This is a genomic window from Campylobacter parajejuni (genome assembly GCF_046764905.1).
In the GTDB taxonomy this organism is placed as follows: Bacteria; Campylobacterota; Campylobacteria; order Campylobacterales; family Campylobacteraceae; genus Campylobacter_D.
In genome coordinates this window covers 247,734-262,225 of sequence record NZ_JBKORB010000001.1, presented here as the reverse complement: position 1 = coordinate 262,225, position 14,492 = coordinate 247,734, and the positions used below count along the sequence as shown (strand labels likewise).

Sequence of the window (14,492 nt, the reverse complement as noted above, 5' to 3'; positions counted from 1 at the left end):
TGGAAAAATTTTTGTGTGAATTCTTTTTGTAAATCTTGTTTTTGATGGTTTTGATAATTTTGTGTGATTCTTTGCTGGTTTTTAAGTCTTAGAAGTTCTTCTTTTGTGATATTAGGATTGTTTTGTATCAAGGCTCTAAATTCAGGGAATTCATCAAGCAATTGTTCTTTTTGACTTTTGGAAGCTTGGCTTGGCAAAACTTTTGGACTTTCAATCACCAAATCACTAAAACCAGAAACAGAACTTCCACTCATCGCTCTAAAAGGGCTATCATAGTAAGCCTTAATTTCATTTAAGGTTTTTCCAGCATAAGAACTCCAAATTTCGCCAGTAGGGTCGACAACCAAATGAATTTTCTGGCGTTTATCACTCTCATCTAAAATATCATTTAAAGCATCTACAGCCCAATTCGTATAGCCTTGCATATCTGTGCCACCTTTGGCAGAATACTCAAGTCTACTAATGCTTCCATCAAAATTTCTATCGCTTTTTAGGGTTTCATCCATAAGCTCTTCAATGCTTAGACTTTTATCGCTTATCTTACTTCCCACATAACCTGTAGTGCTTTTAGCTTCTCTTAGAACCACTGCTCCAAAGCTCTTGCTTAAATTTTGATTTTCGGCGACATCTTGGACTGAATTTTTTAAGACAAGGTATTCGTTTTTTTCTATTTTGCCGTTTTTATCCATATCTGCATTTAAAAAATCTCTATTGACTATAATATCCTTATACCAGCCTTCTACAAAGGCAGCCGCACTTCCACTTAAACCTATATTGCCATTAGAAAGTTTTAAAAAATCATTTTCACTAAAATGACTTTTTAAAAGTTCTATGCTTTTATCACTTAAATTTAAAGCAATTTCTTTATTATCACTGAAAAAATGAATGGAATTTTTTGTATTTTTATCAGGGTGAAAATCACTTATATTTCTTTTGATATTTTCACTTTTAGAAGCTGAAAATACAGCCTCATTTTTGGTAGAATAAAAAGTATCTATTGAATTTACTAAAATAGACATCAATAATACTTCACACAAACAGGTTCGCCGCCTACTCTAACATTAGGCAAAGCATAGCAACCATACTCATCATTAGGCACCAAATCGGGTCTGCAACTATTTGGCTTAAAAAGATTTTGCAAAGAACAAGTATAAGGCTCATAAGAATCGTGGGCAAAAGCACTCACCGCAAAAACAGAAAGTAAAAGAAAAGTCTTTACTAAGTTTTTCATATTTTCTTCTTCTAAATAATTTTTATAATATGCAAAGATTATATAATTTATATTTTAAAAAAATCTTAAAAATTTAAATTTTTACAAGCATTAGCCAGTCTTATAAAAACGGCTTAAAATTTAACTTACCACGCTTTTGCAAGATAAAAGCTCGTAATGACAAAAGTGTTGTCATTACGGATAAAACGAAGCAAACTGCTTAAATTCAAACCACTCCCGCATTTTTATACTGAGTTTCTAGCAAATTATCAACAAGCCTATCCATAGTTTGAACATAATTTTTATAGTGTAGAGAAGCTCCATCAGACCTTAATTTTCTCAAATCAAGCTCCTCAGTTTGGTTTGTTTTATCTTTTAAATTCTCACTCAATTTACCATCAACAAGTTCAAATTCAAGGAAGGGATTGTCAATGAGTTTTGGGTCTATAAACATCGCCCCACCTTCATAGGAAATCAAAGGCTCATCATCGTTATTTGTCGACTTTAAACTTCTTTCCATTTTTAAAAATTGAGTGGTATCAATGCCTGCTTTTTCTAAGCCCATATTTTTAAGCAAATCAAGAACCCTGCCCTGCTTATCTTCAAAATAAACAAGAGCTTTCATACTTTGGGGTTCTAATTCTATTTTGACATTAATATCTTGGGTTTTAAAATCATTTTGAAACATATAAAGATAATCAGCAGCAAAAGTTGCTAAATTTCTTTGCTCGTTTTCACTTAAAAGGTCTAAAGACACCTTTTCGCCTGTTTTGGGATTGATGATATTATCTAGTGCCTTGCTAATTTTAGAAAAATTATCATTGGCTAAGTTTTTGGGATTAAGCTTATCTATATCCCAGTTAGAATTTTGCACTTCATCTAAGGTTTTTTGGAAGTCGGTATTGGCACTTTTTTCTGTTTTGGTGCCTAGTGGATGAATTGCATTGGTATTATTGCTCACATACATTTTTACTCCTTTTTTGAAATTTTAATTTAACAAGCAAAAAGTATTCCAACTGCTCTCGTTATTAAAAAGAAGTAATCTGCTTTAATTTTTAGTATAGTTTGTTTCGTTTCACTGGTAATAACGGATAGCATTGTCACCCCGAAATTTGGTTAATCAAATTGAAGCAATCTCTTTAAATTTAAGAGCAGACGCAATGCCACAAAGCTTGACAGCTTCTCGCAATGACGAAAATGAGCATTCTTTATGATAACGAAGCTTACCACGCTTTAGGGCGCAAGCTCGTAATGACACCATAATTCTCACACTCTTATATCCACGCTTTTATTTTGCAAATTCTTTTTCAAAAAGAAGCTTTTCCATTCCCTTTATAGTCGCTAAATTTTTATACAAACAAAGACCCATTAAATTATTTTTCACACAGCATTTAAAGCTTCGTTGATAATTTCATTTGTCTTTTTAGGATTTTGGTTTTTAAGCTCTCTTTCATAATTATTTAGGAGTAAATTTTCTCTTAAAAGCTTTTTTTGCTCAAAAAAGCGTTCTATAAGTGTATCTAAAGCCTTATGATAAAGCACCCCACTAGCACTAGGTTCTAGCCTGATAAAAGGCAGGGCTAGGTAGCTTTTCTCGTCTAAGCCTTTCTCTTGTGCTTCTTTTTTCATATCCCTTATAGTTTGCTCTAAATCACGCAAATCTTTTAAATTTAATCCCGTATCATTTTCACCCCTTGTTCTTTTCAAAAAGCCAAAATAATTATCCGTATTGCCATCTACATAATCCTTAGCCAAGTCCCACAACTCCCTTCTAGCGTCATCATCGCCTAAAGGTAAAGTGCCAAGCTGACAATCTTCAAGCTTAAAAATATCTTTGCCCACATCCACAGCTTCGCCTTTGGAATTTTGATAATCAAAATAAGCCCATATGTATTTTTCTTCTCTTGCAATGTAGATTTTAGAATACTCTAATCTATCATCATAATAGTGTTGAGCGAAATTTAGATTAGAAGCTAAATGTTCTAGTAAATGCTTTTGTTGCTTTTCATTAAGACTATCAAAATCAACGCTTTCACCCGTCTTATAATCTACAAGCTTATCCAAAGCTTTAAGAGCCATTTCAAAATCACTTTGTGCCATAGCTTCGGGCTTTAGTTTGGAATAAGGTGTTGTGTCTGCTTTTATTTCTTGTTTGGAATTTTGCACTTTATCTAAGGTTTTTTGGAAGTGAGTATAGCCATTTTTTTCTGCTTTAGTGCTTAGTGGATGAATTGCATTGGTATTATTATCAATATACATTTTTACTCCTTTTTAAATTTAGTAAGCAAAAAGCGTTCCAGCTACTCCTGTTATTACAAAGCCTTAAGGCTGAAGTAATCCTTTTTAAGTTTTGCTGTGTCTCTAAAACAAAACTTAATAAAACAAAGAAAAAATTTATTTTAATTTAGATAAACTTTTGCTTTGGTTAAAAATAAATTTATCGAAAGGACAAGTTATGGCTACATCTGAAAGTAGACGAAGCTTTATGGGTTTTGCATTTGGAAGCGTAGCTGCTGTAGGTGGTGTTTTTTCGCTTGTTGCAATGAAAAAAACTTGGGACCCGCTTCCAAGTGTCAAGGCTGCGGGCTTTACTACAGTGGATTTAACAGGAATGCAAGATGGAGAGCTTAGAACCATAGAATGGCGTAAGAAGCCTATTTTTATATTAAAAAAAGATGCGAGTATGTCAAAAGATGAAAAACGCGATGTTGTGGTAGCCAATGCCGCTTACACCGTGGTCATAGGACTTTGCACACATTTAGGTTGCATACCTGCTTATCAAGCAAGTGAGCAATTGTTTAAATGTGCCTGTCATGGCGGGGAATTTGACGCGAGTGGAAAAAATGTCTTTGGACCTCCTCCAACACCCCTTGAAATTCCCCCTTTTAAAATCGATGGAACCAAGCTTGTTTTAGGCGAAGAAGGTCCTGAATATCAAAAAATGATAGCGGAGGCTTAAGATGGCACAGATTAGAAAAGCTAATGGCATAGTGGATTGGCTTGACCAAAGGCTTGCGGTTCATAAATTACTTGATGTTTTGATGGTGAAGTATTGGATACCAAAGCAGATTAATTTTCTTTGGGCGATGGGGGTTATTTTAACAACTCTTTTTGCGGTGCTTTTTGTTACAGGGCTTTTGCTTGTGATGTATTATAAACCAGACACTGCTCTTGCTTTTGATAGTGTGAATAAAACTATTATGCAAGAAGTCGATTATGGTTGGCTTTGGCGTCATATGCACGGCGTTGCTGCTTCTGTTGTGTTTTTGATTATTTATATCCATATGCTAACGGGAATTTATTATGGTTCTTATAAAAAGGGTCGTGAGATGATTTGGGTTAGTGGTATGCTTTTATTTGTTGTATTTTCTGCTGAAGCTTTTAGTGGCTATATGCTTCCTTGGGGGCAAATGAGTTATTGGGCGGCTCAAGTGATTACCAATCTTTTTGGTGGAATTCCCTTTATCGGTCCTGAGCTTGTGATTTGGATTCGTGGAGATTATGCGGTTTCTGATCCGACTTTAACAAGATTTTTTATGCTTCATGTATGTTTGCTTCCTATTGTGATTATTGCTATTATAGCCTTTCATTTTTATTCTTTAAGAATTCCTCATGTTAATAACGAGATTGCTGAAGAGTTGGATTTTGATTTGGAATCTGAAAAATATATGGCAGGTGATACTAAAGGTTCTAAGGTCATTCCTTTTTGGCCGGGATTTTTATCAAAAGATTTTATGTATATAAGCTTTTTTATGATATTCTTTTTCTATTTGGTATGTTTTAAATTTGATTTTGCAATGGACCCTATCAATTTTGACCCCGCTAATGCTCTTAAAACCCCAGCACATATTTATCCTGAGTGGTATTTTTTATGGAGTTATGAAGTTTTAAGGGGCTTTTTCTTTGATATTGCGGGCATTAAAGCCTTTGATATAGGTTTGGTAGCTTTTGGAATTGCTCAAGTGATTTTCTTTTTACTTCCTTGGCTAGATAGAAGTGATGTTGTAAAACCAGCTCATGAAAGACCTTTATTTTTCATTTGGTTTTGGGTATTGCTTGTGGATTTAATTGTTTTAACCATTTATGGAAAATTGCCACCAACTGGCGTAAATGCTTGGGTTGGATTTTATGCTTCTATTATATTTTTACTTTTACTTATTGTCGTTTTACCTGTTATTACAATTATGGAAAGAAAAGGAGCTAAACAATGAGAGAATTAAAAATATTTTTAGTCGTTGCAGTTTTTACTGCACTTGTGTATTGGGGTGTAGAGCCTTATGCGCATTCAGTGATGAAACCTCATGTGGCTCCAGCGAATTTTGATTTTGCTAAGGAAGATGTGGATTTTGCTAAGAGTGTGATTAGCGAAAAAGAAGCACTTTTAAACGAAGCACAAAAAGCAGGCAATGAGGTTCAAATTCAAAATGCAACTAAGGCTTTAGATATGGCTAAAGAAAATTTAAGCAAAGTTGAAAGCCTTTGGGCAGATGTTGCGAAAATAGATTTTACCAAAGGCGACGCCTTAAAAGGCAAGGAATTTTTTGAAAATAATTGTTTTGCGTGTCACGGGGTAAAAGAAGATGGAATTGCGGCTAATATTACGGATTCTTCTTTGGGGGTAATTCCACCTGACCTTAGTTCAGCGGGTGCGATTTATGATGAGAAGTTTTTAGCCGCTTTGATTATGCATCCTGCACTTGCTTTGAAAGTAGATCATAAATTTGGCGATGCTTTCATTATGACAGCTTATAATAGTGAAACTTCCGGAGAAAGTGAAGAGATTACAAATGCAAATATAGCCAATGTGATTGCTTATCTTAAAGATGTGAGCGTTAAATTTGAAGCCAATGAAGACGCCGCTATTAAAAAAGAAGTTGAAGCTAAATATGCCAATATGGAAGATAGCACACAAAAAACAGCTTTGATGGAAAAAGATATAGCTTTTGCTAAAAATAAGGCCACTTTTATCGAAGCTTGTGGTCGTTGTCATGATATGAAATACGATAGCTTTTTCACCCCTTCAAACCATAATGATTTACTTACTTACTTGGGTTCAACTCCGCCTGATTTATCTATGATGATTCGCTCTCGTGGTGAGCAGTATCTTCACGATTTTATCAACAATACCCAAAAATTACTTCAAGGAACGGCTATGCCAAGAGTGGGTCTTACAGAAGAAGCTCAAGCTAAGGTGGTTTCTTATATAAGTAAGGTGGGCGATAGCAAAAAAGAAGAAAGAGAAAGCACAGGAATTTATGTGATGATATTCTTTGTAATTTTAAGTGTTTTTGCTATAGCTTGGAAGCGTTCTATTTGGTCTAAACTGCATTAATTTTTGCCACTGCAAAGTGGCAAAATCTTAATCTCTCTTAAAAGTTTTATAGCTATATTTCAACTCTGTATAAGTAAAAACTAAACTTAAATTTGATAGAATCCTAGCTTCATTTCACACACATCAATCCTTTTTAGCTTGTGTAAATTAAGGGATGTGGAGGAATAAAGCTAAATTTACAAGGAGAGACTCATGGTTAGTATGAGAGATTTGCTAGAATGTGGTGTGCATTTTGGGCATCAAACAAGACGCTGGAATCCGAAGATGAAAAAATTCATTTTTGGCGAAAGAAAAGGCATTTATGTTATTGACTTACAAAAAACCTTAAGATATTTTAGATATACCTATAATATAGTCCGTGACGCTGCTGCTGAAGGAAAAACTATACTTTTTGTTGGAACAAAAAAACAAGCCGGTGGAGCCATACAAGAATTTGCTGAAAAATGTGGTATGCCTTATGTTAATCACAGATGGCTAGGAGGCATGATGACGAATTTTGGAACCATTCGTCAATCCATTAGAAAATTAGAAGTAATTGAAAAAATGGAAGAAGATGGAAGCATTAAGCTTTTAACCAAAAAAGAAGCTTTAATGCTTACAAGAAAAAAAGAAAAATTATTAGCTTATTTGGGTGGAATTCGTTACATGAAAACCCAACCTGATATGATTTTTGTTATTGACACGGTAAAAGAAAAAATCGCTGTTCAAGAGGCAAATAGATTAAAAATTCCTGTCGTAGCTCCACTCGATACCAATTGCGACCCCGATTTGGTAAGCTATCCAATTCCGGGTAATGATGATGCTATTCGTTCAGTGCAACTTTTCTGCCAAGAAATGGCTGAAGCGATTAATGAAGGAAAAGCTTTAAGAGAACAAGATGGCGAAGCCTTACCAAGCGAAGAAAAAGAAATTAGCGATGAAGAAAAAAAAGAAGTTTTAGACGAAGTGATGAGTGAAGAAGACTTCGGTGAGGAGCAAGAATAATGGCTGAAATCACTGCTGCGATGGTAAAAGAACTCCGCGAAAGCACAGGTGCGGGGATGATGGATTGTAAAAATGCTTTAAGCGAGAGTAATGGAGATTTTGATAAAGCAGTGCAACTTTTAAGGGAAAAAGGTTTAGGCAAGGCTGCTAAAAAGGCTGATAGATTAGCTGCTGAAGGTTTGGTAAGTGTAAAAATAAGTGATGATTTTACAAGTGCGACCCTGAGTGAAATTAATTCCGAAACTGACTTTGTAGCAAAAAATGAGCAATTTATCGCTTTAACAAAAGACACTACAGCTCATATCCAAAATAATAGCTTACAAAGCGTAGAAGAGCTTCATACAAGCACAATCAATGGGGTTAAATTTGAAGAATATCTCAAAAGTCAAATTGCAACCATAGGGGAAAATTTAGTTGTAAGAAGATTTGCGACTTTAAAAGCAGGTGCTAAGGGTGTTGTAAATGGTTATATTCATACAAATGGTCGTGTAGGAGTTGTGATAGCTGCAGCTTGTGATAGTGCTGAGATGGCTGAAAAATCAAGAGCTTTGTTAAGACAAATTTGTATGCATATTGCAGCAATGAGACCTAGTTATTTAAGTTATGAAGATTTGGATATGGCTTTTGTCGAAAATGAATACAAAGCTTTAGTTGCTGAGCTTGAAAAAGACAACGAAGAAAGACGCAGACTTAAGGACCCTAATAAGCCCGAGCATAAAATTCCAAAATTTGCAAGTCGCAAACAATTAAGCGAGGAAATTTTAAAAGAAGCTGAAGAAAAAATCAAAGAAGAACTTAAGGCTCAAGGCAAGCCTGAAAAAATTTGGGCTAATATTATTCCGGGTAAAATGAATAGCTTTATAGTGGATAATTCTCAGCTTGATAGTAAGCTTACCTTAATGGGTCAGTTTTATGTAATGGATGATAAAAAAACCATAGAGCAGGTGCTTGCTGAGAAAGAAAAAGAATTTGGTGGAAAAATTAAAATTGTTGAATTCATTTGCTTTGAGGTTGGTGAAGGTTTAGAAAAGAAAAGCGAAGATTTTGCGGCTGAAGTGGCTGCACAGCTTTAAGCGGTGAAAAATGGAACTCTTAAGAGCGGAGAATTTAAGTCATAGTTTTGATTATCCGCTTTTTGAGGGTTTAAATCTTATTTTAAAGGCAAAAGACTGCATTGCAATTGAAGGCAGTAGCGGTTGTGGTAAATCTACTCTTTTGCATATACTTTCTTCTTTGTTAGCTCCAAAAAAAGGTGAAGTTTTTTTTAAAGGTTCTAGTCTTTATCAGCTTAATGAAAATCAAAGACTTAAAATGCGCCGTTATGACTTTGGTATTATTTTTCAGACACATTATCTTTTTAAAGGTTTTTCAGCTTTAGAAAATATCGAACTTGCTAGTGTTTTATCGGGTCAGGATTTGGATGAGAAAATTTTAAAAAGCTTAGGTATTGATATACTTTTAAATCAAAAAATAGGCAAATTAAGTGGCGGACAGCAACAAAGAGTTAGTATAGCTCGTGTGCTTTGTAAAAAACCAAAAATTATTTTTGCTGATGAGGCGACTGGAAATTTAGATTTTGATAATGCTAAAAATGTCATCGAGCTTTTAATCTCTTATGCAAAAGAAAATGACGCAGCTTTATTTTTTGTTACGCATGACAGCAAGCTTGCTAGTTTTTGTGATAAAACTTATACTTTAGACGCTAATGGAATTTGTTAATTATTTGGGCGATAAAAATGTTGTAACTTTTATGTTGCTTCTTGCTAGAATGAGCGGTCTTATAGTTTTTTTCCCTTTTTTTTCACATAATTCTATCCCTATGATAATAAAAAGCACCATAGTTTTATTTTTAACTATGTATTTATATCCTTTGGCTAAGCTAGAATCTTTACATTTAGATAGTTTTTTTATCTTGCAGCTTATGAGTGAAGTGCTTTTTGGAATGATAGCAGGATTAATGCTTCAGATTATTTTTGCTATTGTGATGATGGCAGGGGAGCAGATTGCTTTTACTATGGGTTTTACTATGGCTAGTGTCTTAGACCCCAGCTCAGGCACTAATATGCCTATTACTTCTCAAATTTTAAATTTACTCGCCCTGCTGTTTTTTCTCGCTTTTGATGGGCATCACTTAATGCTTTTATTTCTAAGCCACTCTTTGACTTATATTAGTTTGGGTGGCTTTTATCCTAGTGAAAATTTAATGCATTATTTAAATATGGGTATGCTAAATATTTTTATCATAGGTTTTACAATGAGTTTTCCTATACTGGCTATTTCGCTTTTAGCCGATGTTATTTTTGGACTTTTAATGAAAACTATGCCTCAATTTAATCTTTTAGTCATAGGTTATCCTATAAAAATAGCTTTAGGTTTTATAGTTTTGGTGGCGATTTTGCTTGTGATGATGCAGTATTTTAAAAATTTAATTTTAGAAGTTTTTACTCACATGCAAACTCTTTTTTTTACCTAAGCAAAGGATAAATGAAATTATCATAAAATAGCAATTATTTTTCAAGGATTAAAGTGATGAAAATTTTACTTCTAAATGAAAACCCCGTAGTTTCAAGGCTTGTAAGCTTGAGCGCAAAAAAAATGTCTTATGAATTTGAAGAACTTAACGCTTATGATGAAAATTTGGGCTATTATGATGTGATTATTGTAGATAGCGATACTCCAGCTCCTTTAAAAATTCTTCAAACAAAATGCGATAGATTGATTTTTTTAGCTCCACGTAACCAAAGTATAGATATAGATGTGCAAATTTTACAAAAACCCTTTTTACCTACAGATTTTTTAAATTTACTTAACAATAAAGATGTTAATGAACATACGCCTATTGAATCGCCAATATTAGGTAATGATGAAAATCCTTATGCTGATATTAGTTTAGATTTGGATAATTTAAATTTAGATGATTTGCCTAATGAGAATTCTTTGGATATAAATTCAGATGGAATGGAAGATTTAAGTTTTGATGATGAAGCTCAAAATGATAATGATACAAATGAAGCTTTAAATACTCAAAATTTAGAAGATGAAAATTTAGAACAAGAAGCAACTCAAGAACAAGTTCAAGAAGATATTCAAACTGATTTAGATTTAACTCTAGAAAATAGTGAAGACGAAAAAGATGACTTAACTCAAGAGCATACGGCTTTGAATGCTGAGTCTAGTTTAGATGAGTTAGAAGATAATAATGATGAAGATTTGGAAGATAATAAAGAATTGCAAGCTAAGATGAGCGACTTTGATGAACTTCCTGTGGTTGAAGAGCAGGAAAAAGAAATGGATTTTGATGATATACCCGAAGATGCGGAGTTTTTAGGTCAAGCAAAAGAAGAGCAAGAGCCTTTAGAAGACTTTGTTCCTATTATAGAAGATGAGCAAGAAGAGCTTGAAAATTTAAGTTCTAATTTAAGCACTCAAGAACAGATTATGGAAGAACTAGCAGAGCTTGATGAGCTTGATTATGGTATTAATAGCGATAATAGTAGCAAGGTTTTAAAAGATTTTAAAGATGAGCCAGTTTTTAATCACGAAGAATTAGGAGTTGATGAAGAAGAAGTGCTTATTCCAAATTTAGATGATTTTGATACTTTGCAAGAAAGTGATATACAAAAAGCTCTTGGGGAGGAGGTTTTGGTAGAAGATGGGGATATGCCAAAGCTTGAGACTAGGGTGCAAAATGAAAGTAGTAGCGAAGAGATAGTTAATGAGCTTAGTCAAAGCATAGCAGGAGCAATCACTTCAAGTATTAAAGATGATACCTTAAAGGCGGCTCTTAAGGGTATGAATATGAATATAAATATAAACATTAGCTTTAAAGAGGATTGAGTTTGCAAGGCTTTATTTTGTTGATTTCAGGTCCTAGTGGAGCGGGAAAATCAACTCTTTTAAAAAAACTTTTTGATGAATTTAACAAAGAGCTTTATTTTTCCATTTCTTCAACAACGCGTCCGCCAAGAGAGAAGGAACAAGATGGGGTTCATTATCATTTTATAAGCAAAGATGAATTCCAGCAAGGCATAGCTGGGGGTGAATTTTTAGAATGGGCTAGGGTGCATGAAAATTTCTACGGAACTTCTCTTAAGCATACTAAAGACGCTTTGAGTAATGGAAAAATAGTTGTTTTTGACATTGATGTGCAAGGATTTAAAATAGCCAGAGAAAAAATGGCTGATAGTATTGTTTCGGTTTTTATCACCACAAAAAATAAAGATGAGCTAAAAAAAAGACTTATTAAGCGAAATGCTGATACAATGTTGCAACTAGAAAAAAGATTACAAAACGCTAGCGATGAGATGAAAGAACTTTGTGAGTATGATTATCTTATCATTAATGATGAGTTGGAGCAAAGTTATGAAGCCTTGCGAGCGATTTTAATCGCCCATAAATTTAAAACTAAGGGGCAAAATCTAGAGCAAATTCAAAATATTTGGAATGAAGGAGAATAAAATGGGTGGTTGGTCAAGTCCAAGTCATTGGTTGGTTATTTTATTGATTGTGGTTTTACTTTTTGGAGCAAAAAAAATTCCCGAACTTGCAAAGGGTTTAGGTAAAGGCATTAAAACCTTTAAAGATGAAATGAATAATGAAGATGAAGTAGCAAAAAATGCTCAAAAAATAGAGGGCAAACAAGAGACAAGTCAAAGCACAAATGCCGATGCAAATATAGACGAAACAAAAAAAGCTTAAGGTTAGCTCTTTTGAAAAGTATTATTTTTGATGAGCTTAGAAAGCTTTTAGGGTGTGATTTTACGCTTGAAAATCCTAAGGATAAAAATTTAGCACATTTTGCTACTCCTTTGGCTTTTTCTTTGGCTAAGGAGTTGAAAAAATCCCCTATACTTATAGCTAATGAATTAGCGTCTAAATTCCAAAATCATAGCTATTTTGAAAGGGTTGAGGCTGTAAATGGGTATTTAAATTTTAGAATTTCCAAAACTTTTTTAAATGAACTAGCACAACAAGCTTTGAAAAATCCAAATGATTTTACCAAAGGAGAAAAAAAACAAGAAAGTTTTTTACTTGAGTATGTCAGTGCTAATCCCACAGGTCCCCTTCACATAGGACACGCAAGGGGTGCTGTTTTTGGCGATACTTTAACAAGACTTGCAAGACATTTGGGTTATAATTTCGACAGCGAATACTATGTCAATGATGCGGGCAATCAAATCTACTTACTAGGGCTTTCTATTTTGCTAAGTGTGAAAGAAAATATCCTAAAAGAAGTTGTAAAATATCCAGAGCAATATTACAAAGGCGAGTATATAGCGGATTTAGCCAAAGAGGCTTTTGAGGAATTTGATAAAGAATTTTTTAATGAAGAAAATATCCCTAGCTTAGCGACTTGGGCGAAGGATAAAATGCTTATTTTGATTAAACAAAATTTAGAACAAGCAAAAATTAAAATCGACAGCTATGCCAGTGAAAGCTCGTATTATGATGCCTTAAATGCGACCTTAAACTCCTTAAAAGAGCATCAAGGCACTTACGAAAAAGAAGGTAAAATTTGGCTTGCTTCTTCTTTAAAAGGCGATGAAAAAGACCGCGTGATTATCCGCGAAGATGGGCGTGGGACTTATTTGGCAGCGGATATTGTCTATCATAAGGATAAGATGAGTCGCGGTTATGATAAGTGTATTAATATCTGGGGAGCAGACCATCACGGCTATATCCCTAGAATGAAGGCGGCTATGGAATTTTTAGGTTTTAATCCCAATAAGCTTGAGATTATTTTGGCACAGATGGTTTCCTTGCTTAAGAATGGAGAACCTTATAAAATGAGTAAAAGAGCGGGAAATTTTATCCTAATGAGTGATGTGCTTGATGAGATAGGAAGTGATGCTTTGCGTTATATCTTTTTAAGTAAAAAATGCGATACGCATTTGGAATTTGATGTGAGTGATTTGCAAAAGGAAGATAGCTCTAATCCTGTGTATTATATCAACTACGCTCACGCTAGAATCCATCAAGTTTTTGCCAAGGCTGGAAAAAAAATCTCTGATGTGCTTGAGGCTGATTTACAAAGTCTTAATCAAGATGGCGTAAATTTGCTCTTTGAAGCTTTAAATTTAAAGGCTGTTTTAAATGATGCCTTTGAAGCAAGGGCTTTGCAAAAAATCCCTGATTATCTTAAAAATTTAGCTGCCAATTTTCATAAATTCTATAATGAAAATAAGGTTGTGGGTTCTTCTAATGAGAATGATTTACTCAAGCTCTTTGCCCTAGTGGCTTTAAGCATTAAGACCGCATTAAATTTAATGGGTATTGAAGCAAAAAATAAAATGCAACATTAGGAATTTAGCAAAAACACGGCTATTATCACAATGACAATGCCTAAAATTCCTATTTTGTTTAATTTTTCTTTATATAAAATCCAACCCCCAAGACAAGTGCCTAGTATGCCTATGGCTCCCCAAGTTGAGTAAGCTATGCTTAAAGGCACATATTTCAAAGAAAAAGAAAGCAAGAAAAAAGCCAACACAGCATTGATAATAGCCGCTATGCCCCAGAACTTATTTTTAAAACCATTGGATTTTTTGAGTAATAAATTCGCCACTATATCCAAAAAAGCCGAGAGTATGATGATGAATATATACATTATTCTTTCACTTCTCCTATATTAATCATAATAATTCCAACGATAGAAAGGATAATGCCTAGAATTTGAGTTAAAGTCAAACTCTCTTTAAAAAGTATAAAAGAAACCAAAAGTATGAGTATCATACCCAAAAGCTCCCACACAGCATAGGCTATACCCACTTGAATTTTTCGAATGGCTTTACCCATAAAAAAATAAGAACAGGCTATGAAAATACTCATAAAAAAATAGCCCAAAACAAGATTTTCCATTTTTAAAAAACTCGTTCCTAAAACTTCAAAAATTATGGCGCCAAGCAAAAAAAACCAAGCGATAAAAAGTTCTTTTTTGATGGTATTCAAAAAAACTCCTAAAAATAA

General features: G+C 33.9%; 16 protein-coding genes and 1 pseudogene. 11 read left to right on the top strand and 6 right to left on the bottom strand.

Annotation, left to right across the window (positions count from 1 at the left end; genetic code table 11):
- Positions 1-288: 288 nt before the first annotated feature.
- The 4 genes and pseudogenes from ACLL8X_RS01315 to ACLL8X_RS01300 all read right to left on the bottom strand — a co-directional run bounded on the left by ACLL8X_RS01315 (position 289) and on the right by ACLL8X_RS01300 (position 3,469).
- Positions 289-1,019: pseudogene (locus ACLL8X_RS01315) on the bottom strand (hypothetical protein).
- Positions 1,019-1,231: a hypothetical protein gene (locus tag ACLL8X_RS01310; protein WP_411989146.1), complete on the bottom strand. Its 213-nt coding sequence runs from the start codon at positions 1,229-1,231 to the stop codon at positions 1,019-1,021. The pseudogene ACLL8X_RS01315 and the gene ACLL8X_RS01310 overlap by 1 nt, the downstream one beginning before the upstream one ends.
- Positions 1,232-1,436: 205 nt before the next feature.
- A complete protein-coding gene (locus tag ACLL8X_RS01305) occupies positions 1,437-2,177 on the bottom strand; it encodes a hypothetical protein (RefSeq protein WP_411989145.1) in 741 nt (246 codons plus the stop codon).
- A gap of 413 nt (positions 2,178-2,590) precedes the next feature.
- Positions 2,591-3,469, bottom strand: a complete 879-nt coding sequence (locus ACLL8X_RS01300) for a hypothetical protein (protein ID WP_411989144.1) — start codon at positions 3,467-3,469, stop codon at positions 2,591-2,593.
- A 196-nt stretch (positions 3,470-3,665) separates the two neighbouring features.
- On the opposite strand from ACLL8X_RS01300, the gene petA reads away from it, so the two are divergent.
- The 11 genes from petA to argS all read left to right on the top strand — a co-directional run bounded on the left by petA (position 3,666) and on the right by argS (position 13,828).
- Positions 3,666-4,169: a ubiquinol-cytochrome c reductase iron-sulfur subunit gene (petA, locus tag ACLL8X_RS01295; RefSeq protein ID WP_411989143.1), complete on the top strand. Its 504-nt coding sequence runs from the start codon at positions 3,666-3,668 to the stop codon at positions 4,167-4,169.
- Between the two features lies 1 nt (position 4,170).
- A complete protein-coding gene (locus ACLL8X_RS01290) occupies positions 4,171-5,421 on the top strand; it encodes a cytochrome b (RefSeq protein ID WP_411989142.1) in 1,251 nt (416 codons plus the stop codon).
- The gene (locus tag ACLL8X_RS01285) at positions 5,418-6,542 is read left to right on the top strand and encodes a c-type cytochrome (RefSeq protein WP_411989141.1); all 1,125 of its coding nucleotides are present in this window, start codon (positions 5,418-5,420) and stop codon (positions 6,540-6,542) included. The genes ACLL8X_RS01290 and ACLL8X_RS01285 overlap by 4 nt, the downstream gene beginning before the upstream one ends.
- 192 nt (positions 6,543-6,734) lie before the next feature.
- Positions 6,735-7,526: a 30S ribosomal protein S2 gene (rpsB, locus tag ACLL8X_RS01280; RefSeq protein ID WP_411989140.1), complete on the top strand. Its 792-nt coding sequence runs from the start codon at positions 6,735-6,737 to the stop codon at positions 7,524-7,526.
- On the top strand, positions 7,526-8,599 hold the full coding sequence (tsf, locus tag ACLL8X_RS01275) for a translation elongation factor Ts (protein ID WP_411989139.1): 1,074 nt from the start codon (positions 7,526-7,528) through the stop codon (positions 8,597-8,599). The genes rpsB and tsf overlap by 1 nt, the downstream gene beginning before the upstream one ends.
- Positions 8,600-8,609: 10 nt before the next feature.
- A complete protein-coding gene (locus ACLL8X_RS01270) occupies positions 8,610-9,245 on the top strand; it encodes an ABC transporter ATP-binding protein (RefSeq protein ID WP_411989138.1) in 636 nt (211 codons plus the stop codon).
- Positions 9,232-9,999 carry a flagellar biosynthetic protein FliR gene (fliR, locus tag ACLL8X_RS01265; RefSeq protein WP_411989137.1) on the top strand — a complete coding sequence of 256 codons (768 nt, stop codon included), beginning with the start codon at positions 9,232-9,234 and terminating at the stop codon, positions 9,997-9,999. The genes ACLL8X_RS01270 and fliR overlap by 14 nt, the downstream gene beginning before the upstream one ends.
- Positions 10,000-10,055: 56 nt before the next feature.
- Complete coding sequence (locus tag ACLL8X_RS01260) at positions 10,056-11,363, top strand: coiled-coil domain-containing 22 family protein (RefSeq protein ID WP_411989136.1); 1,308 nt, start codon at positions 10,056-10,058, stop codon at positions 11,361-11,363.
- Positions 11,360-11,983 (top strand): guanylate kinase, encoded by a 624-nt coding sequence (gmk, locus tag ACLL8X_RS01255; protein ID WP_411989135.1) that lies wholly within the window; start codon positions 11,360-11,362, stop codon positions 11,981-11,983. The genes ACLL8X_RS01260 and gmk overlap by 4 nt, the downstream gene beginning before the upstream one ends.
- Position 11,984: 1 nt before the next feature.
- Complete coding sequence (locus tag ACLL8X_RS01250) at positions 11,985-12,224, top strand: Sec-independent protein translocase subunit TatA/TatB (RefSeq protein WP_411989134.1); 240 nt, start codon at positions 11,985-11,987, stop codon at positions 12,222-12,224.
- An 11-nt stretch (positions 12,225-12,235) separates the two neighbouring features.
- Complete coding sequence (argS, locus tag ACLL8X_RS01245; RefSeq protein ID WP_411989133.1) at positions 12,236-13,828, top strand: arginine--tRNA ligase; 1,593 nt, start codon at positions 12,236-12,238, stop codon at positions 13,826-13,828.
- Here the strand turns inward: argS and ACLL8X_RS01240 are convergent.
- Positions 13,825-14,133, bottom strand: a complete 309-nt coding sequence (locus ACLL8X_RS01240) for a DMT family transporter (protein WP_411989132.1) — start codon at positions 14,131-14,133, stop codon at positions 13,825-13,827. The two genes, argS and ACLL8X_RS01240, sit on opposite strands and share 4 nt — an antisense overlap.
- Positions 14,133-14,474 (bottom strand): DMT family transporter, encoded by a 342-nt coding sequence (locus ACLL8X_RS01235; RefSeq protein WP_489671742.1) that lies wholly within the window; start codon positions 14,472-14,474, stop codon positions 14,133-14,135. The genes ACLL8X_RS01240 and ACLL8X_RS01235 overlap by 1 nt, the downstream gene beginning before the upstream one ends.
- Positions 14,475-14,492 lie beyond the last annotated feature (18 nt).

Excerpts from the sequence above, each read along its gene's own strand:
- ACLL8X_RS01240 (WP_411989132.1), bottom strand. The coding sequence starts at position 14,133 with ATGTATATATTCATCATCATACTCTCGGCTTTTTTGGATATAGTGGCG.
- tsf (WP_411989139.1), top strand. The coding sequence starts at position 7,526 with ATGGCTGAAATCACTGCTGCGATGGTAAAAGAACTCCGCGAAAGCACA.
- ACLL8X_RS01270 (WP_411989138.1), top strand. The coding sequence starts at position 8,610 with ATGGAACTCTTAAGAGCGGAGAATTTAAGTCATAGTTTTGATTATCCG.
- petA (WP_411989143.1), top strand. The coding sequence starts at position 3,666 with ATGGCTACATCTGAAAGTAGACGAAGCTTTATGGGTTTTGCATTTGGA.
- ACLL8X_RS01260 (WP_411989136.1), top strand. The coding sequence starts at position 10,056 with ATGAAAATTTTACTTCTAAATGAAAACCCCGTAGTTTCAAGGCTTGTA.
- ACLL8X_RS01250 (WP_411989134.1), top strand. The coding sequence starts at position 11,985 with ATGGGTGGTTGGTCAAGTCCAAGTCATTGGTTGGTTATTTTATTGATT.
- ACLL8X_RS01300 (WP_411989144.1), bottom strand. The coding sequence starts at position 3,469 with ATGTATATTGATAATAATACCAATGCAATTCATCCACTAAGCACTAAA.
- ACLL8X_RS01310 (WP_411989146.1), bottom strand. The coding sequence starts at position 1,231 with ATGAAAAACTTAGTAAAGACTTTTCTTTTACTTTCTGTTTTTGCGGTG.
- rpsB (WP_411989140.1), top strand. The coding sequence starts at position 6,735 with ATGGTTAGTATGAGAGATTTGCTAGAATGTGGTGTGCATTTTGGGCAT.
- ACLL8X_RS01305 (WP_411989145.1), bottom strand. The coding sequence starts at position 2,177 with ATGTATGTGAGCAATAATACCAATGCAATTCATCCACTAGGCACCAAA.
- ACLL8X_RS01285 (WP_411989141.1), top strand. The coding sequence starts at position 5,418 with ATGAGAGAATTAAAAATATTTTTAGTCGTTGCAGTTTTTACTGCACTT.
- fliR (WP_411989137.1), top strand. The coding sequence starts at position 9,232 with ATGGAATTTGTTAATTATTTGGGCGATAAAAATGTTGTAACTTTTATG.
- ACLL8X_RS01290 (WP_411989142.1), top strand. The coding sequence starts at position 4,171 with ATGGCACAGATTAGAAAAGCTAATGGCATAGTGGATTGGCTTGACCAA.